The following is an 18,434-nucleotide window of genomic DNA, read 5'->3' on the forward strand; positions in this document are numbered from 1 at the left end:
CCCATGCGCGAGCTGCTCCGGAACCGCGAGTTCGCCTTCCTGTTCGTCGGCCAGGTCACCAGCATGATCGGTGAGTCGATCATGCTGATCGTGCTGGCCATCTGGGTCAAGGAGCTGACCGGGTCCAGCGGCCAGGCCGGCGCGGTCGTGCTGGCCGTCGCCGCCCCGGCGCTGGTCGCGCCGCTGCTCGGCTGGGCCGTGGACCGGGTGCGGCGCCGGCCGTTCCTGGTGTGGGTCAACCTCCTGTCGGCCGTCGCCCTGCTGCCGCTGCTCGCGGTGCACGATCGGCACGAAGTCTGGATCGTCTTCGCGGTCTCGGTGGCATACGGCTTCTCCTTCAGCCTCAACACGGCCGGACTGGCCGGGCTGATCAAGGTGACGGTCGCCGGCGACCGGCTGGTCGAGGCCAACAGCCTGCTGCGCTCGGTGCGCGAGGGCTCACGGCTGCTCGGACCACTGGCCGGCGCCGGACTGTACGCCTGGGCCGGCGTCTCGGCGGTGGTCATCGTGGACGCCGCGACCTTCGTCATCGCGGCGGTGACGCTGACGGCGATGCGCGTCGCCGAGGACCGGCCACGGCCGACCGAGCTGCACTGGGCCACCGAGGCCGGCGCCGGCTTCCGCCACCTGGCGGGCGAGGCGGCGCTGCTGCGCTGCGCGATCGCGATGGGGCTGGCGTTCCTGGTGTTCGGCGCCGTGAACCCGGGGGTCTTCGCGTATGTGGACCAGGGCCTGCACAGGCCCGCCACGTTCGTCGGCGTGCTGATGACGGTGATGGGGCTCGGCGCGGTACTCGGCGCGCTCGCGGCCCCGAAGCTGGTCAAGGTGCTGGGGGAGTCCGCGGCCGTCGCGGTCGGCCTGGGCGCGCTCGGCGCAGGGCTCGCGGCGCTGGTGTATCCGCGACTGTGGCTCGGGCTCGCGGTCGCGCCGGTCGTGGGTTTCGGCGTCTCGGTTGTCGCGATCGCCTTCACGACGCTGATGCAGCGCCGCACTCCCGCGCCGTTGATGGGACGGGTGTCGACGGCCACCGACCTGTTGGTCGGGGCGCCGCAGACGGCGTCGATCGCGGCCGGGGCGGTCCTGGTGTCGATGGTCGACTTCCGGTGGTTGTTCGGCGGAGCGGCGGCGGCACTGCTGATCGCGGCGTCCGGGCTGTGGACGGTGCGCGAGCGGGTATCCGTCGGCGGCGAGAACGGCGATGGCCGGCCGGACGGCGACGGCGCTGAAAAGGGCGATGGCGCTGAAAAGGGCGACGGCGCTCGGAACGGCGACGGCACTGACAAAGGCGACGGCGCTGAGAGCGCCGGCTCGGGGGGCGCCGACTCGGGCTCCGTCGCCGGCAACGGGAATCAGGACCTGATCCTCCAGGACCAGACATGAGGACGGCCGCCGTCCCGGTGACGCACTCGCAGGCCTCGCTGTACTTCGCGGAGGCGATGTGCCCGGAGGAAGGCGCCTACAACATGGCCTTCGCGATCGACGTGGAGGGCCCGGTATCGGACGCGGGCCTGGTCGCGGCCGCGCACCGGGCCTACCGGGCGATCCCGGCGCTGCGGCTGCGGCTCGGTATCGACGACGTCTCCGGGGAGATCGTCTCCTGGTTCCACGACCGGCTGCCGGACGTCGAGGTCGTCGACCTGGACGGTGCCGGACCGGACGCAGTGGCAGACGCGGTGGACGCCGCGACGCGCCGCGCGATCGACATCGACGAGGGCGGGTTGGCGCGGTTCGCAGTGCTGCGGACCGGGCGGACGGCGGCGACGTTGGCGGTGGTGTTCCATCACCTGGTCGCCGACGGCCTGTGCCACGTGCCTTTCGCCGAGCGGCTGGCGCGGTGTGTGGTGGGCGATCTGCCGGAGGACGACGGCCGGGACTACGTCGGTCTCGTCCGGCGGATCCGTGAACGGGAGACGCGCGCCGCCGCCGAGCTGCGCGGTGTCTCGTTCGCGCGACTGCCCGAGGATCTCCTGGCGCGGACCCGCCTGCCGTGCCGAACGGACGGCGCCGTCTCGCGGGGCGGGCGCACGGTGGTGATCGTTGACACGGGGGCGACGCGAGGCCTGCGGGAGCAGGCCCGACGGTTGGAGACCAGCTTGTTCAAGGTTCTGATCGGTGCGGTGCACCATGCGCTGCCGGCCGACGACGGCGGCGCGAGCGTGGTGTGCACGGCGGCGTCCCAGCGTCCGGCGGGTGGGGAGGCCGACTCCCTGATCGGCTGTTTCATCAACGAGGTGCCGCTGCCGGCGGCGCGGTACGGCTCCGACACGGTGGCCGACATCGTGCTGCGGGAGAGCGCCGGCTGGCATGCCGACCTGCGCCGGCGCGACTTCCCGTTCGCCGAGCTGGCACGCCGGGCCGATCCGGCGGGGACGTCGGCGGCCCGCCTGGACAGCGTCATGGTCGGCTACCGGAAGCTGCCCCGGACGATGCGGTGGACGGATGCCGGAGTGACCTGTCGGGCGGTGCTTGAGCAGCCGTTCCCGACGCCGAAGACGGAGATCTCGCTCCGGTTCCTGGACCGGGGCGACACCTTGGAGTGCGAGGTGCAGTGGGGGCGCGGCCTCGTCGAGACGGCGGGCGCGGCGTTCACCGATGAGCTGGGACGGTCGTTGGCCGGTGCCGGTGCCGGTGCCGGTGTGGGCGTGGGTGCCGGTGTGGGTGTGGGTGCCGCCGCGGGTGCGGGTGCTGGTGCCGCCGCGGTCGCGGAGGTCGTGAGATGAGCCATGGGACGGGGTGGGCCCCGCACGCGGCGGGGCCGGTGGGCCGGGTGCCGATCGGTGACGGCTCGCGCTGGGCGTTGTGGGATCTGGTGGAGCTGCGGACCGCCGGGTTTCCGGCGGCCGACATCGCGGTGCTTTTCGATCCCGGACTCGCGGAGCTCGCGGCAGGCGACGATGAGGAGAAGTTCCTGGCCGCGTACGCGCAGGCCGTGGACTCGTTCGCGACGGTCGCCAGGCGCGTGGCCTCCGGTCCCCGTTTCCAGGAGGCCGTGACCTGGCAGAACCCGACGATGTTCCGCGACTGCGTGGCGAAGATCGCCGAGGGTACGCCGAGCCGTCCGGCGCATCGGCGGCGGCGCGAGCTCAAGGTGGTGAGCTACCTCCAGCGCTACGCCCTGAAGAACGACACGATCGGGTTCTTCGGGCCGGTCGGGTTCGCGCGCGTCGCCGAAGACGGACCGGCGCTGCGGCAACAGCCGGGTCCGGCGCTGCTGGCGCGGCGGCGGGTGTACTTCGAGCAGTGGGCGATCGACGCGGTGGCCCGGCGGATCAGCGCCGATCCGGAAGTGCTGCCGTGGCTGAGGCCGCGACGCTCGGCGGCGGTGTCGGTGCGTGACGGACTCGCCCGCCGGCCGCACGGTGCGCCGATCGCCCTGACCCGGCACGAGGCGGAGATCTTCGAGCTTTGCGACGGGTCGCGGACGGCGGCGGAGATCGCCGGCTTCGACGCCGTGGCCGAGGCCTGGCTGGAAGCCGGCCTGATCACGCTCGAGATCGACGCGCGGGTCGAGGACGATCCCGAGGTGCGCCTTCGCGAGGAGGTGCTGCGGATCGGGGACGCGACGGTGCGGGACCGCGTGCTGACCGGCGTGGACGAACTGATCGCCGCCCGTGACGCGGTCGCGGCCTGCGCCGGGGACGCGGCGAGGCTGGCCACGGCGGGGCAGCGGCTCGACGAGGTGTTCGAGCGACTGGCGGGGGAGGCAGCCAGCCGGCGCGGCGGGGAGGCCTATGCCGGACGTCGGGTGATCTACGAGGACACCGTCCGCGACGTGGAGGTGCGGATCGGGCCGGAGTTCCTGGCGGCGGCCGAGGCGCCGCTGGAGTTGCTGTTGGACAGCGCTCGGTGGCTGGTGGCGGAAGCCGCTCAGGCCTACCGGGAGCGTTTCGACAGGGTTTTCGACGCCTGTCTCGCGGCGGGCGGGGACTCCGGGGCCTCGGCCGCGTCCCAGGCCGGGGCCCCGGCCTCGGTCCCGACCTCGGTCGCCTTCGGCGCCTTCCTCGCTGCGGCGACCCCGGACCTGGCCTTCTCCTACCGGGAGCTCCCCGACCTGGTCGCCGCCCTGATTCCCGAGTTCCAGCGCCGCTGGGCCACGATCCTGGCCGTGCCGTCCGGCGTCCGGCGCCACGAGCTCCGGTCGGCCGATCTCCTGGCCGCGGTGCGCGCGGCGTTCCCGCTCCGGGAGCTGCCCTGGTCGTCGGCGGTGCACCACTGCCCGGACATCATGGTCGCCGCCGCGAGCACCGACGCCGTCAACCGCGGCGACTTCCTTCTCATCCTCGGCGAACTCCACCTGACCGCGAACACCCTGGACGCCCGCGTCGTGCTCCAGCAGCACCCCGAGCCGGAGGAGCTGACCGCCGCCGACGCCCGCGACCGCCGCGGCCCGCGCATCCAGCCGGTGCCCGCGAAGGCCTCCAGCAGCGTCAACTCCCGGGTGTACCCGCCGGCGATGAGATCGTCCGACGACCTGTTCTGGACGCTGCACACCCGCCACACCGGAGCCGCCGGGCAGATCCTGCCCGGCGCCGGGCTGCGCGTGCATCGTGAGCAGGGCGTCCTGCGGGTCCGTTTCGAGGACCGCGCGTGCTGGGATCTCCTCGAGGTGCTCGGAGAGATCATCAGCGCGGCCGTGATGAACGCGTTCAAGCCGATCGGCACAGCCGGCCACCGCCCCCGCGTCACCATCGACCGGATGGTCATCGCCCGGGAGGCGTGGGGGTTCGCGCCGGGCGAGCTGCGCTGGGCGTTCGAGAAGGACGCGGCCCGCTGCTATCGCGGGGCACAGGCGTGGCGGCGTGCGGCCGGCCTGCCGCCGCGGGCGTTCTATCGGGTCGCGGTCGAGGACAAGCCGCTGTTCGTGGACTTCAGCAGCGTGGCGTTGGTGAGACTGCTCGCGACTGCCGTCAGGTCGGCGGCCGAGGAGGAACCCGACAGCCTGGTCGGGTTCACCGAGATGCTGCCGGATCTCGGCGAGCACTGGGTACGGGACGCCGCCGGCGCCGCCTACGCCTCCGAACTCCGCCTGGTGGCCGTCGACCTCACCGAACGGCCTTGAAGTCGACTGGCACCGGGTAGGCGCCGGACTCCGGGAGATCGTGCGTCCTCCTCGATGATCTGGAAGCTGATTCCCCGGCCGACCGGGGTGCTGCCCGGGTCGGCGAGCTGACGGTTGAGCGCGTCCACCGCGGCCCAGCCGACCCATTCCGAGGAGAAGGCCACGCAGGCCTGCTCCGGCCCGCCGGCGCGGATCGCGTCCTATGGCCGCGGTCCCGAGGCATTCACCGCCGGCCACGGAAAGCCCGTCGTAACCGACGGCCTTGAGTGCCGAGTTGTCGACCTGCTGGAAGAGCGCGTCGTTGAGGAGCTGGCCGGCGTTCGCCGAGGAGTACTTCTGCAGCGCGGCCGCTGCTTGCTTCCAAGTAAGAAAGAGAGATTTCGGCTGCTGCAGCGACCGAAATCCTTCTTTCTTGCGCATCGTCAAGCGATCTGGCGCCCCGTTTGCCGTTATTGGCATGAGTTGGCGCCGCGTGGCGCCAAACGGCGCCACGCGGCGGCGTGACGGTTCACCCGGAGAAGGACATCAGACCAGGGCGGCGGCGAGCCTTTCCACGCCCGCGGCCGCGCCCGCGACCGTCGGGTTCTCGAACAGCAGGCTCAGGGGCACGTCGAGGTCGAACAGGTCGCGCAGCCGGTTGGCGGCGCGGATCAGAAGCAGCGAGTGTCCGCCGAGGCCGAAGAAGTCGTCGTCGACACCAACCTCGCCGACGCCCAGCACCTCGGCCCAGACCTCGGCGACCGCCTCCTCGACGGCGTTGCGCGGCGCCACGCGCGCGACGCCGCCTGCTGTCGGTCCCGACGAGGGCTCGGGCAGCTGCGCGCGGTCGATCTTCCCGCTCGGCCCGACCGGCAGGGCCGGCAGCATCACCACCGCGGCCGGCACCATCGCCGCCGGGAGCAGGTCGCGCAGTGCCCGGCGCAGCGCTGCGCCGTCCGCGCCGCCTGACGCGTAGGCGATCAGGCGTTGGTCGCCGGGGGTCGTCTCGCGCACGACGACCACGGCCTCGTCGACGCCCGGCTGACGACGCAGAGCGTGCTCGATCTCGCCGGGTTCGACGCGGATGCCGTTCAGCTTCACCTGGCGGTCGGCGCGGCCCAGGAAGTCGATGACGGCGGGCCTGGGCCCCGGCATCGGCCGCCAGCGGGCGAGGTCGCCGGTCCGGTACATGCGGCTGCCGGGGGTCCCGTGCGGGTCCGGGATGAACCGGTCGGCGGTGAGCCCGGGACGCAGATGGTAGCCGCGGGCCACCGCGACGCCGCCGATGTACAGGTCGCCGACGGCCCCGGCCGGGACCGGGTTCAGCCATTCGTCGAGCACGTACATCCGCACGTTGTCGATCGGGCCGCCGATGGGGATCGCGGGCAGTGCCGCGACCGCGGCGGGGTCGCAGGTGAAGGCCGTGACCTCGATCGCGGCCTCGGTGGGGCCGTAGAGGTCGTGGACGGCGCAGTGCGGCAGGCGGGCCAGGAACGCGGTGACGGAGGCGAGGGGCAGCTCCTCACCCGAACAGAACACGTCGCGCAGGCCTGCGCAGCGTTCGATGTCCGGCAGCGTCACGAAGGCGGCCAGCATCGACGGCACGAACTGCGTCGCCGTGATCCGCTGCGCGGCGATGACGTCCCGCAGGTACTCGGCGTCCTTGTGGCCACCGGGGCGGGCCAGGACCAGGCGGGCGCCGGTCCACAACGGCCAGAAGAACTCCCAGACCGAGACGTCGAAGCTGGTCGGTGTCTTCTGCAGGACCGCGTCGTCCGGGCCGAGCGGGTGCGTGCCGCGCATCCACTCCAGCCTGTTGACGATGCCGCGGTGCGCGTTGACGACCCCCTTGGGCCGACCGGTGGAGCCGGACGTGTAGATCACGTAGGCGGCGTTGTCGGCGACGACGGGCGGCGTCGGTGCCAGCGGCTCGGCCGGCAGGTCCGCCCAGGCGGCGGCGTCGTCGAGCGGGACGACCGACATGTCGGGGTCCGACGATGCGATCAGGTCGCGGAACCGCTGCTGCACGAGCACCACCGGCGGCGCCGCGTCGTGGAGCATGAAGGCCAGCCGGTCGGCCGGATAGTCGGGGTCGAGCGGCACGAAGGCGCCGCCGGCCTTGAGCACCGCGAGCAGCGCGACGACCAGGTCCACCGATCGCTCGGCGCAGATCCCGACGCGCACCTCGGGCCCGACACCGCGCTGCCGCAGCAGCCACGCCAGCCGGTTCGCGGCGGCGTCCAGGTCGGCGTACGTCACCGTGGTCGCGTCCGGCGCCACGACCGCCACCGCGTCCGGTGTCCGTGCGGCCTGCGCCTCGAACGGGCCGTGCAGGGTGGAGGCGGTGGCGGCGACCGCCGTTCCCGCCGCGTAGTCGACCGTCAGCGCCGCGAGCTCCTCGGCGTCGACCATGTGCAGCTCGCTGATCCGTGTCGTCGAGCGCGCCGCGACCTCGGCGAGGATCGAGCGCAGGTGCGAGGCCAGACGCTCCATGTACTCGGCCGGGTAGAGCGCCGTGTCCCACACGACCTCGCAGTCCGCCGAGCCGTCCGGGTGGTTCTCGAACCAGACGCTCAGGTCGTACTTCGACGTCGTCCAGGTCACCGGCATCTCCTCGACCTCGACGCCGGCCAGGATCGGCGCCCGACGCGTGCCGCTGCCGGCACCCACGAGCACCTGGAACAGCGGCGTGCGCGAGGCGTCGCGAGGCACGCCGAGCCGTTCGGCCAGCCAGCCGAAGGGGGCCTCGCAGTGTTCGAACGCGTCCAGGCAGACGTCGCGGGTGCGGGCGACGAGCTCCGCGAACGACGGGTTCCCGGCGGTGTCGCAGCGCAGCACGAGCAGGTTGAGGAGCGGGCCGACCACGTGGCGTGCATCGGGCTCGGCCCGCTCGGCCCACGTCGTCCCGACCGTGATGTCGTCCCGCCCCGACCAGCGCCGCAGCAGCGCCTGGACCGCGGCGAACAGGACCATGTTCGTCGAGGCCCCGGCGTCGCGCCCGATCTCCGCCAGCCCGGCCATCACCGACGCCGGGACACCGAACACGGTGGCCGCGCCGACGCCGGCGCGGCGGGCCGGGCGCGGCCGGTCCGCGGTCAGCTCGAACGGTGTCAGGCCGGCCAGCCGCGGACGCCAGAAGCCCAGCAGCCGGTCGGCGTCCTCCGCCAGCTCCTGGTCCCGCCGCTGCGCGTACCGCGCGTAGCCGGAAGCAGGCGGGAGCGCCGCCGGACGCCCTGCACGGTGGCTTTCGTAGAGCTCTGACAACTCGTCGAACAGCAGGTACCGGGACCAGTCGTCGAACGCGGTGTGATGCACCGTCAGGCACAGCACCGCCGTGGCGTCCGGCAGCCGCAGCAGCCGGGCCCGGAACGGGATTCCCGCCGCGAGGTCGAGTGGCGCCGTGGCCTCGGACAGGCGCAGGCCGTCCAGGCCGCCGGCGGCGTCCAGCGCGGCGGCGCCGACCTGGACGACGCCGAGCTCGAACGCGGACGCGGGCCGCAGGATGGCCGCCGGCTCACCGTCCGCCGACATATCCATCGAGGTCCGCAGGGCGGTGTGGCGCCCGACGATGGCGCGCAGCGCATCGCCCAGGGCGGTCTCGTCGACGGCTCCCGTGAGCCGCAGGTGGATCGGGATCAGGTGCCCGACCGGGTTCTCGGCGACCTGCTCGCCGAACCACATGTGCCTCTGGACGCGGGAGACCGGTGCCGACATCGCAGCTTCCTCATCTTCCTTCGGGTTCTGCCTTCCGGCGGACCGCGGACTGGTCCGACTCGTGTTCCCGGGCCTGACGCTCCTCGACCAGGGCCGCCAGCTTCGCGGCGGTGCGGCACCGGTACAGGTCGGGCACGCCGAGCCGGGGGAGACCGGCCTGCGCGATCCCGTTCAGGACCCGGACCGCGGCCAGCGAGTTGCCGCCGTTGTCGAAGAAGTCGTCGTCCAGGCCGACGGGCTGTGCCAGCACCCGCCGCCAGACCCGCACGACGGTGTCCGGGATCCGATCGCCGGCCTCCGGCCGCGCGTCGCCGGGTTTGACGTCGCCGGGTTCGACGGCGCTGGGTTTGACCGCGCCGGGTTCGACGGCGCTGGGTTCCACGGCACGGGGCGGCGGCAGGCGGGTGACGTCGAGCTTCCCGTTCGCGGTCAGCGGCAGTTCGGTCAGCGGCGTGATCGACGCGGGCAGCATGTAGTCGGGGAGCAGCTCGGCGATCCGTCGCCGTACCGCGCGGGCGGCCTCGCGGGCGGCCGGACCGGTCGCGCCGTCGCGCAGGATGACGTAGGCCGCGATCCGCGCCTCGGCAGGGTCGTCGTCCGCGGCCGTCACGCACAGGGCGGCGGTCTGGACGGCATGGTCGTCCTGCAGGACCGAGCGGATCTCGTCGAGCTCGATCCGATAGCCGCGGATCTTGACCTGGCTGTCCAGCCGGCCCAGGTGGTCCAGGGCGCCGTCGGGCCGCAGCCGGCCGCGGTCGCCGGAGCGGTAGATCCGGCCGCAGCCATACCGGTCCTCGACGAAGCGCGCCGCGGTGAGGTCGTCGCGGCCGTGGTACCCGATGGCCACGCCGGCGCCGCCGACGTGGATCTCGCCGGGGACGCTGGGCGGGACCAGACGTCCGAGGGGATCGCGCACCGACACCGACCAGCCCGGCAGCGCCGGGCCGACGGACCGCGAGCGCAGCTCGACGTCGGCCGGGGTCACGGTCCTGGCGGTGACGTGCACCGTGGTCTCGGTGATGCCGAACATGTTGACCACGCGGCAGTCGGCGGACGGGTGCCGGGCGAACCAGCCCCGCAGCATCCGCACGTCCAGTGGCTCCCCGCCGAAGACGACCAGGCGCAGCGCGAGCCGGTCGCCGCCACGCGCGTCGGCGTCCAACAGGTTGGCGAAGGCCGACGGGGTCTGGCTCAGCACCGTGACCCGCTCCCGGACCAGCAACTCGCGGAACTCGGCCGGCGAGCGTGCGACCAGGTGGGGCACCACGACGAGCCGGCCGCCGGTGAGCAGGCAGCCCCAGATCTCCCACACCGAGAAGTCGAACGAGCTGGAGTGGAAGAGCGTCCAGACGTCCGTCTCGTCGAGCTCGAAGTCCTCGACCGCCGCGACCAGGGCGGCCACGTTGCGGTGCGGCACCACGACGCCCTTGGGGCGCCCGGTGGAGCCCGACGTGTAGATGACGTAGGCGGGATCGTCGGGTCTCGCGCCGCCGGGACGCGCCACGTAGTCGACGAGAGGCGCCCCTAACGCCAGCGACGACGGCGAGACCACCCTGGCCGGGCCGTCCGACGGGAACGCGTCCTCGTCCGCGACGACCAGGTGCAGGCCAGCGTCCTCGGTGATGAAGCGTAACCGGTCGGCCGGATTGTGCGGGTCCAACGGCACGTAGGCGGCGTCGGCGAGCAGCACCGCGAGCAGGGTGACGACCAGGTCCGAGGTCCGCTCGGCGCACACGCCGACGAAGTGGCCGGGCCGGACGCCGAGCGCGACCAGGCCCAGGGCTCTGCGCTCGGCTTCCAGCACCAGCTCGCGATAGGTCAGGACGCGCTCGGCGTCCGACACCGCCGGCCGGTTCGGGAAGCGGTCGGCGACATCGCGCAGCGCCCGGTGGATCGTGACCGACACGTCGTCCCTCGGCGCGGCCGCGGTGCCGGCGGCCAGGACCGCGGCCACCTCCGCGGCAGGCATCAGCTCGACCTCGGACAGCGGGCGGTCGGGCGCGGCGGCGGCGAGCTGCCCGGCGACGTGCAGCAGATGGCGGGCGAAGCCGCGGGCGATGGGAGTGCAGACCGCCGCCGCGGCGTGGTAGCAGGCGCCTGACACCGCGGTGTCGCCGTCGAGCTCGACGTGGAGCACGATCGGGCGGGGTGTCGTCAGATACGGTCGATAGGCCAGGTCCGGATCGTGGGCGGTGAAGACGACCTCGACGGCGGCCGGCGTGCCGTGGGGTCCGGCGTCGGCCCGCTCCACCCGCTCCAGGAACGCGCCCACCGCTTCGGTTTCATCGACCTCGATGTCGACGGAGCCATCACCGAGGGCCAGGACAGCCGACGTCGCGGCGTCGTAGCGTGCGAGGGTCAGGGCCGCCGCCGCGAGGAGCACGGCGGCGGAGAGCTTCAGCGAACCGTTGACGTCCAGGACGTCCAGCGGGATGCAGCCGTCGGTGCCGACCGGATCGGGCAGGCCCCACTCGACGGCGGTGCGGATCTCGCCGGGGCCGCGTTCGGTGACCGCGTCGACGCGGCGAGGCCCGGCGAGTGCCACGGCCGCGGGGGCCTGGCGATCGTCGCGCAGCCCCCCGCCCTCGTCGCGCAGCCCGCCCTCGTCGCGCAGTCCGGCACTGTCACGCAGTCCGCCCCCATCACGCGGCCCGCCTTCGCGCAGCCCGGCACCGATCCGCAGCATCTCGGCAAGGTCGACGACCGCCCGGTCCGCGACCAGCACCGCGTCTGCCGTGCCGTCGGCATGGCGCACAAACGTCGTCCGCAGCGCGGGCCCGTCGGGGGAAAGCCCGCGGGCGGCCTCGCGCGCGATCAGTGCCCGGGTCCGCTCGTCCGCGCGTGGGCGGCCGGTGGTCTCCTCCCAGATCCGCAGCCCGGATCCGATCCATTCCTCGGCCGACGCGGCCGACGCGGGCGGCAGGCCGACCACCAGACTGTGGCACTCCCGTCGCCGTACCCGTCCGGCGCGGCCGCCGTCCACGGACTCGGACTCCATGGCCCCTGGTGCTCCTCTCGGTTCCCCTCGATGCTCGCGGTCAGCGCGCGGTGAATCCGCCGTCGACGGTGACGACGCTGCCGGTGACCTGCGCCGAGTCGTCGGCGCCGAGCCAGACCGCGGCCCCGGCGACGTCCTCGGCCTCGATCAGCCGGTTCATCGGCTGCGCCTGGACGAACGTGGCCTCGTGGTCGGCCACGTCGGTGTCCAGGGAACGCGCGATCTCCGCGAGCATCCGGCCATCCAGCGTCGGGTCGTCGCGCACCGAGCCCGGGCACAGGGCGTTGACCCGGACCGACATCGGCGCGTAGTCCAGGGCCGTCGCCTTCGTAAGGCCGATCAGGCCGTGCTTGGCCGTGACGTAGGCGGCGAAGTGCCGGTAACCGACCAGGCCCGCCGTCGAGGCGATGTTGATGATGCTGCCCGAGCGCCGCTCCAGCATCGCCGGCACAACCTCGCGGATCATCCGCAGTGCCCCGGTCAGGTCGACGTCCAGCATCACCGCCCACTCGTGCTCGGTGATCTGGTGTGCCGGCCGGCCGGACGGCGCCGCGATGCCCGCGTTGTTCACCAGGATGTCGATGCGGCCGAAGCGGTCAAGGCCGGCGGCCACGGCCTTCGCCAGGGACGCCGCGTCGCGCAGATCGGCGGGGACGGCCAGTGCCGCCGCGCCGCGGTCCCGGCACCGGTCCGCGGTCTGGGCGAGCTGCCGCCTGGAGCCCAGCGGGTAGGGGACGTCGTCGACGTCGCGCGCGATGTCGAGCAGGATCAGGTCCGCGCCTTCCGCGGCGTAACGGACGGCGCACGCACGGCCGATGCCCCGCGCGGCTCCGGTGATGAGCGCGACCTTGTCGTGCAGCCTCAGCGAGTTCACCGCGCCACCGCCCCGGTCGGCTCGGCCAGCCGCTCGCCCATGATCCGCAGCAGCGCGGACGGGTCGTCCGCCAGATACATGTGGCCGCCGGGCAGCTCGACCGTCTCACAGCCGCTCTCCGAGGCCTCCCACCAGCCGGCGGTGTCGGCGGCTGCCACCAGCGCGTCGTCGTGGCCGCGCAGGCAGGTGATCGGCGCCCGCAGGCGCGGCCCGGGCAGCGGGACGTAGGACTCGTGCAGCTCCACGTCGGCCCGGATGGTCGGCAGCAGCATCTCGCGCAGTTCCGGGATGTCGAACGCCTCGTGGCGGAATCCGGCGAACTCCTCGACCCGGGCCAGGAAGTCGTCGTCGCTCAGACCGGTCGCGTGCCGCTCGCGCATGGCGTCCGGCGCGGGCGAGCCGCTGACGAACAGCCGCGTGACGCGGCCGCCCGCGCGGGCCTCGATCCGCCGGGCCACCTCATAGGCGAGGACGGCGCCCAGGCTGTGGCCGAACAGCGCGACCTGGGTACAACGGCCCAGCACACCGCGCACGAGATCGGCGACGACGGTGTCGACGGCCGCGCGCAGGTCGGTGGGCGGCTCCTCGTCGATCCGCTCCTCCCGGCCGGGCAGCTGCACCGGTACCAGGTCCAGGTCCGGGCAGCGGTGCTGCCACGGCCAGAAGAAGCTGGCCCCGGCGCCCGCGTGCGGCAGGCAGATCACCGGCACCGCGCCGGCGGACCCGGCCTTCGGCGCGGCGCCGCTGCGCGCCGGGATGCTCACGGCTGCACCGCCCGGGCCCGCAGAACGTCAGCCAGAGCGCCGGCGCTCCGCGCCCGGAACAGGTCCCTGATGGTGACCTTCACCGGCAGCGCCTGCCGGAGCGACGCGACCAGCTGCGCGCCGAGGACCGAGGTGCCTCCGAGCAGGAAGAAGTCGCTGGCCGGCGTCACGACGGCCCCGGAGTCCGCGAGCGACCGGACGAACGCGTCGATCACTGCTTCCTCGTACACGTCCCGGAATCCCATCGTCGTCACTGAGCTCATCCCTCTCCCTCGGGGCCCGATCCGGCACGACGACTGTGGGCGGCGGCCCTATCGCCGCGTTATCGGGCTCGGCGGCCGCCGAAGGATAGGAGCCGCATAGCCCGCCGGGAGACGTTGCGCTCGCGCCGAACGGCGCCACGGACCGTGGGAAAGGGAGGAGATCGATGGGCGAGGACGAGGCCGTCGCGCTGGTCACGACTCTGATCTGCAGGTTCCGCAAGGTCGAGGCATCGCAGGTGCCGCCGGACGCGGATCTGGCCGACACCCTGGGATTCGACTCGCTGGACGCCGCCGAGATCCTCGCGGCGGTGCACAAGGAGACCGGCCGCGAGGTGGAGGTCTGTTCGATGGCGGACCTGAGCACCGTGGCCGGCATCGCCAGGCATCTCGTCGCGGCGGGAGCGGGTTCATGATGACCACGCCGGGACGCCGTTTCGAGGAGCTGGAACCGGTCTGGGTGCTGAACCAGTACCGCGCCGCGGAGATCCACGGTGCCGGTGCCATCATGCGCATGAGCCGGCTCGCCGACGACCTGGCGCTGAGCACCGATCTGAGTCGCCACCTGCGCGACGAGGCGGTGCACGCCTGGCTGTGGACCAAGGCGCTGCGTGACATCGACGGCGAGATCTTCGATGTCGAGGAGCCCTACCAGACCCGGCTCGGCCTGCATTTCGGCATCCCGCGCACGCTCACCGACCTGTTGGCGCTGACGTGGGTGTCGGAGAGCCGCGGCGTCGAGCAGTACGAGAGCCATCTGGACCTGAAGGACGTCCCGCCGAACATCCGCAGGACGCTGCGCGCCATCCYCAAGGACGAGACCTGGCACGTCGCCTACATTCGCGAGGAGCTTGAGCGCCGCGGCCGCCTCGACCCGTCGGTTCAGTCCGTCATCGACCGGGCCCAGGACGCCGACGCCAGGGCCGTCGCCGAGCTGGCCCTCGAGGGCGACGCCGTCACCCCGCTGACCGCCGGAGCCGCGGTGTGAACGCCGCCCCGCCAAGCCGGGTCCGGCTCACCGGCCCGGCACTGCCGGCCGGCGGGCTGAGCCTGGCCGAGGCCGTACGGCCGTTCGGCGTCGCCACCCGCGGCATCACCTTCCTGGATGGCGGTGACGACCGCCGCTACTCCTACGACGAACTGGCCGGCCTGGCGGCGGCCGTGGCCGTCCGGCTGCGCTCGCACGGTGTGCGGCCGGGATCCCGCGTCGCCATGACGATCAGCAACGACCTCGAGTCGGTGCTGACCGCCATGGGTGTCTGGGCGGCCGGCGCCGCGGTGGTGTCGGTGCCGCCGGCGTCGCGGCGCGCGGTGCCCTGGTACGCCCGGCACTTCGGCGACCTCCTGCGCGCCACCGGCTGCGAGCTGGTGGTCGCGGGCCACGACGACGACCAGGCGAACCCGATCGACGGTCTCGGACTGGCGAGTCTGTCCCGGAGCCGGCTGTGCGCGGACCTGACGGCGCTGCCGGGGTCCGACGTGGCCATCGACGGCACGGCCCTGATCCAGTTCACCTCCGGCAGTGTCTCGGCGCCCAAGGGCGTGGCCGTGGAGAGCCGAACGCTGGCCGGGCACCTGGCCGCGGTCGCCGCGAGCCTGGGGTTCGACCCGGAGACCGACCGCGTCGTCTCCTGGCTGCCGCTTTACCACGACATGGGCCTGCTGGCGATGTTCATGACCGCGCTGGCGACCCGTACCGACCTGGTGCTGATGCCGCCGACCCGGTTCGCCACCGGACCGGCGCGCTGGCTGACGACGCTCGGCCGGCTCGGCGGCACCGTCACCGCCGCGCCCAACTTCGCCTACCGGATGGCCGCCGCGGTGCCGTACGAGGAGGGGCTCGACCTTTCCAGGGTGCGGGTCTCGCTCAGCGGCGGCGAGCGGGTGAACTGGCAGACCCTGACCGCCTTCCACGAGGCAGTCGGGCCGCTCGGCTTCTCCTGGGGTGCGATCATGCCCAGCTACGGCCTGGCCGAGGGCGTCGTCGGAACCACCACCGCGCGGCTGGGCCGCGGCCCGATCCAGGGACCCGGCGGACGCGTCTGCGTCGGCCGCCCGCTGCCCGGCGTCGTCCTGGAAGCCCCCGACGGGCCGCCGGGTGGTCCGGTCGAGCTCGGCGGCTCCTGGGTGTACGAGGGCTACCACACGGTCGACGGCTTCCGGCCGGCGCCGAGCGACGGCTGGTTCGACACCGGCGACGACGGCTTCGTCCACGACGGCGAGCTCTACGTGCTCGGCCGGCGTAACGAGGTGGTCGCGGTGGCGGGCCGGAACGTGTTCGCCGAGGACATCGAGATGATCGTGCTGGACGCGCAGGCCGACGGTGTCAAGGCCTGCGCGGCGTTCCGCCTCAAGGACGCCGACCAGGACTTCGGTCTCATGGTCGAGGTCCCGGTGCGGCCAAGGCGCTCGCCGGAGGAGGTCGCCGTCCTGGGCGCGCAGGTGCGCTCGGCGGTGAGCTCGACGCTCGGCGTCCGCCTGAAGACCGTGCTGCTGGTGCGGCCCGGCACCATTCCGCGCACCACGTCCGGGAAGGTGCAGCGGGCCGAGTGCCGGGAGCTGCACGCCGAGGGCGGCCTGAAGCGGCGGCTGCTGACCGCGGTGCACTGACCGGAAGGACCTTCAGACATGACACCCACGCCGACCTCCATCCCGGACGCCTCCATCCCGGACGACTCAGCCCCGGACGCCTCAGCCCCGGATGTCCCCGCGCCGCCGAAGTTCGCCTGGCTGGACGGGGAGCTGGTGGACTGGTCCGACGCGACCGTCCACGTCACCACGCTCGCCCTGCACTACGGCATCGGCTTCTTCGAGGGGATCCRCTGCCATGACACGCCCGACGGCCCGGCCTTCTTCCGGCTCGGTGACCACCTGCGCCGCCTGGCCCGGTCGGCCGCGGTCTACGGTGTCGCGCTGCCGCACACCGCCGGGGAACTGGCCGAGGCCTGTCGCCAGGTGGTGCTGCGCAACGGGCTCACCGACTGTTATCTCCGGCCGCTGGTGTTCCTGGGCGCCGGACCGAACCCGCTCCAGGCACCGTTGCGCTGCTCGGTGACCGCGAGCGCGGCGGGCCCGCTGGTCGGGCCGCCGAAGGAGGGCGGCGTGCGGGCCCAGATCAGCGCCTTCCAGCGCTACGGCGCCAACACCCTGCCGCCGGCCGCCAAGGCCAGCGGCCAGTACCTCAACGCGTTCCTGGCGCAGCGGGCCGCGGTCCAGGCCGGCTACGGCGAGGCGATCCTCCTCAATGAGGCGGGCTTCGTCGCGGACGGCTGGGCGCACAACGTGTTCGTCGTCGCCGACGGCGAACTGGTCACACCCCCGGTCTGGAGCGGCGGCCTGCCCGGCATCACCCGCGACACGGTCCTGAAGCTGGCCGCGGAGCGGGGGATCCCGGTCGCCGAGCGTCCGCTGGTGCGCTCCGACCTGTACCTGGCCGACGAGTGCTTCCTCACCGGCACCGCCGCCGGCGTGGTCGCCGTCTCCTCCGTGGACGACCGCGTGCTGACCGGCGGCGCGCCGGGCCCGGTCACCCGCACCGTCGCAGACCTGGTGACCGCGGTCACGGCGGGCGCTACCGAGGCCCACCCCCAGTGGCGGGAGTACCTGCATTGAGCCGCCCGGACCTGCGGACGCCGTCGGCGGCGCAGGACCTCGCAGAGTTCCAGGAAGCGGAGTTCCAGGAAGCCGAGTTCCGGGAACTGGTCCGCGCCGCGGGCACGCGGAGCGTCGACGGCGCCGAGCGATGGGTGCTCGACCGGCATGTGCCGGCCTCGGCGATCGTCGAACTCGCCGACGCCGGCCTGTTCCGGCGGCGGTGGGACGGCGGTGCCACCGGCGGGCTGGCGCATCTCATCGTGCTGTCGCAGGAGCTGTTCCGCTGCGACAGCGGACTCGCGCTGGCCGCGATGGCGCACAGCGAGGCGTTCATCGGCGCGCTGCACCGCCACGCGCGCACCGACGAGCAGAGATCGCTGCTGGAGGCGGCGTTCGACGGCCGGGCGATCGGCTGCTTCGCGGCCACCGAGGCCCACGGCGGTTCGAGCCTCTCCGACCGGCTCACCGTCGCGAGCCGGCTGCCGGACGGCTGGCGGCTCACCGGGACCAAGCGCTACGTCTCCAACGTCGGCAGCGCCTCCCACGCGATCGTGACCGCCCGGGCCTCGGACTCGGCGGACGCCGACGACCTCAGCCTGTTCGTGCTGCCGCTGGACCTGCCCGGGGTGAGCGTCGACGGTTTCTTCGACACCGCCGGCGTGCAGGCCTGCGACGTCGGCCAGATCAGCTTCAACGTCGAGCTGCCGCCCAGCGCCCTGCTCGGCAGCCCCGGCATGGGGCTGCTGTACGCGTCGCACGTGCTGCAGTTCGAGCGGCTCGCGATCTGCGCGCAACTRCACAGCGCGGCGGAGACGGCGCTGAACCTGGCGTCCGCCTACGCCCGGCGGCGAAAGCTGGGCGGTGTCCGGATGATGGACAAGCAGGTGATCCGGCACCGGCTGGCGCACGGCCGCGCCGAGCTCTGGAACCTGCAGAGCCGCCTGGCCGCCCTGGTCGAGATCGCCGTGACCCAGGGACGCATGCCGGGGCACGAGATCGCCGCCCTGAAGCTGACGTCCGGCAAGGCGGTCAGCGAGATCGTCGACATGTGCATGCAGGTGTTCGGTGCTCGTGGCAACACCAGTGCGTACCCGCTGGAGAAGCTGCTGCGCGACACTCGCATCGCGCGCATCGGCGGTGGCACTGACGAAGTGCTCGCGGACGCCGTCGCGGGCGTGCTCGACCGGCCGGA

General features: G+C 73.3%; 13 protein-coding genes and 1 pseudogene. 9 read left to right on the forward strand and 5 right to left on the reverse strand.

All coding sequences use genetic code 11. The annotated features are described in order from the left end of the window. The first annotated feature begins 3 nt into the window (after window positions 1–3). The 4 genes from CcI49_RS13520 (at window position 4) to CcI49_RS41535 (ending at window position 5,563) form a co-directional block, all read left to right on the forward strand. The gene (locus CcI49_RS13520; RefSeq protein ID WP_076826906.1) at window positions 4–1,380 is read left to right on the forward strand and encodes an MFS transporter; all 1,377 of its coding nucleotides are present in this window, start codon (window positions 4–6) and stop codon (window positions 1,378–1,380) included. Further along, window positions 1,377–2,720, forward strand: coding sequence for a condensation domain-containing protein (locus CcI49_RS13525; RefSeq protein WP_076826908.1), 1,344 nt, complete (start codon window positions 1,377–1,379; stop codon window positions 2,718–2,720). Before CcI49_RS13520 ends, CcI49_RS13525 begins: the two co-directional genes overlap by 4 nt. Beyond that, window positions 2,717–5,059 carry a lantibiotic dehydratase gene (locus CcI49_RS13530; RefSeq protein WP_083749489.1) on the forward strand — a complete coding sequence of 781 codons (2,343 nt, stop codon included), beginning with the start codon at window positions 2,717–2,719 and terminating at the stop codon, window positions 5,057–5,059. Before CcI49_RS13525 ends, CcI49_RS13530 begins: the two co-directional genes overlap by 4 nt. Window positions 5,060–5,173: 114 nt before the next feature. Further along, window positions 5,174–5,563, forward strand: coding sequence for a hypothetical protein (locus CcI49_RS41535; RefSeq protein WP_131831084.1), 390 nt, complete (start codon window positions 5,174–5,176; stop codon window positions 5,561–5,563). Window positions 5,564–5,584: 21 nt separating this feature from the next. On the opposite strand, the gene CcI49_RS13535 is transcribed toward CcI49_RS41535, so the two are convergent. Genes CcI49_RS13535 through CcI49_RS13555 form a run of 5 tightly spaced genes read right to left on the reverse strand, consistent with a single transcriptional unit; the run spans window position 5,585 to window position 13,651 of the window. Then, a complete protein-coding gene (locus tag CcI49_RS13535; RefSeq protein ID WP_083749490.1) occupies window positions 5,585–8,752 on the reverse strand; it encodes a non-ribosomal peptide synthetase in 3,168 nt (1,055 codons plus the stop codon). A 10-nt stretch (window positions 8,753–8,762) separates the two neighbouring features. After that, window positions 8,763–11,750 (reverse strand): non-ribosomal peptide synthetase, encoded by a 2,988-nt coding sequence (locus CcI49_RS13540; protein ID WP_076826915.1) that lies wholly within the window; start codon window positions 11,748–11,750, stop codon window positions 8,763–8,765. 40 nt (window positions 11,751–11,790) lie between these two features. Continuing rightward, on the reverse strand, window positions 11,791–12,615 hold the full coding sequence (locus CcI49_RS13545) for an SDR family oxidoreductase (RefSeq protein ID WP_054569653.1): 825 nt from the start codon (window positions 12,613–12,615) through the stop codon (window positions 11,791–11,793). Between the two features lie 5 nt (window positions 12,616–12,620). Further along, entirely contained in the window at window positions 12,621–13,388 is a 768-nt protein-coding gene (locus tag CcI49_RS13550) for an alpha/beta fold hydrolase (RefSeq protein WP_198955523.1), read from the reverse strand. Next, window positions 13,385–13,651: an acyl carrier protein gene (locus tag CcI49_RS13555; protein WP_083473665.1), complete on the reverse strand. Its 267-nt coding sequence runs from the start codon at window positions 13,649–13,651 to the stop codon at window positions 13,385–13,387. The genes CcI49_RS13550 and CcI49_RS13555 overlap by 4 nt, the downstream gene beginning before the upstream one ends. 164 nt (window positions 13,652–13,815) lie before the next feature. Between CcI49_RS13555 and CcI49_RS13560 the strand changes: the two genes are divergently transcribed. The 5 genes and pseudogenes from CcI49_RS13560 to CcI49_RS13580 form a co-directional block, all read left to right on the forward strand. Then, window positions 13,816–14,064: an acyl carrier protein gene (locus CcI49_RS13560; protein WP_054569535.1), complete on the forward strand. Its 249-nt coding sequence runs from the start codon at window positions 13,816–13,818 to the stop codon at window positions 14,062–14,064. Then, window positions 14,064–14,636: a ferritin-like domain-containing protein gene (locus tag CcI49_RS13565; RefSeq protein WP_131831085.1), complete on the forward strand. Its 573-nt coding sequence runs from the start codon at window positions 14,064–14,066 to the stop codon at window positions 14,634–14,636. Before CcI49_RS13560 ends, CcI49_RS13565 begins: the two co-directional genes overlap by 1 nt. Then, window positions 14,633–16,258: an AMP-binding protein gene (locus CcI49_RS13570; RefSeq protein WP_076826922.1), complete on the forward strand. Its 1,626-nt coding sequence runs from the start codon at window positions 14,633–14,635 to the stop codon at window positions 16,256–16,258. The genes CcI49_RS13565 and CcI49_RS13570 overlap by 4 nt, the downstream gene beginning before the upstream one ends. An 18-nt stretch (window positions 16,259–16,276) precedes the next feature. Further along, window positions 16,277–17,260: a branched-chain amino acid transaminase gene (locus CcI49_RS13575; protein ID WP_083749491.1), complete on the forward strand. Its 984-nt coding sequence runs from the start codon at window positions 16,277–16,279 to the stop codon at window positions 17,258–17,260. Then, window positions 17,239–18,402, forward strand: a pseudogene (locus CcI49_RS13580) (acyl-CoA dehydrogenase family protein); the annotation flags it as partial. The gene CcI49_RS13575 and the pseudogene CcI49_RS13580, both read left to right, overlap by 22 nt. Window positions 18,403–18,434: the final 32 nt, after the last annotated feature.

The organism is Frankia sp. CcI49, from assembly GCF_001983215.1.
Lineage (GTDB): Bacteria > Actinomycetota > Actinomycetes > Frankiales > Frankiaceae > Parafrankia > Parafrankia irregularis.

Coding starts and splice junctions, on each gene's coding strand:
- CcI49_RS13520 (WP_076826906.1), top strand. CDS start 4: ATGCGCGAGCTGCTCCGGAACCGCGAGTTCGCCTTCCTGTTCGTCGGC.
- CcI49_RS13525 (WP_076826908.1), top strand. CDS start 1,377: ATGAGGACGGCCGCCGTCCCGGTGACGCACTCGCAGGCCTCGCTGTAC.
- CcI49_RS13530 (WP_083749489.1), top strand. CDS start 2,717: ATGAGCCATGGGACGGGGTGGGCCCCGCACGCGGCGGGGCCGGTGGGC.
- CcI49_RS13535 (WP_083749490.1), bottom strand. CDS start 8,752: ATGTCGGCACCGGTCTCCCGCGTCCAGAGGCACATGTGGTTCGGCGAG.
- CcI49_RS13540 (WP_076826915.1), bottom strand. CDS start 11,750: ATGGAGTCCGAGTCCGTGGACGGCGGCCGCGCCGGACGGGTACGGCGA.
- CcI49_RS13555 (WP_083473665.1), bottom strand. CDS start 13,651: ATGAGCTCAGTGACGACGATGGGATTCCGGGACGTGTACGAGGAAGCA.
- CcI49_RS13560 (WP_054569535.1), top strand. CDS start 13,816: ATGGGCGAGGACGAGGCCGTCGCGCTGGTCACGACTCTGATCTGCAGG.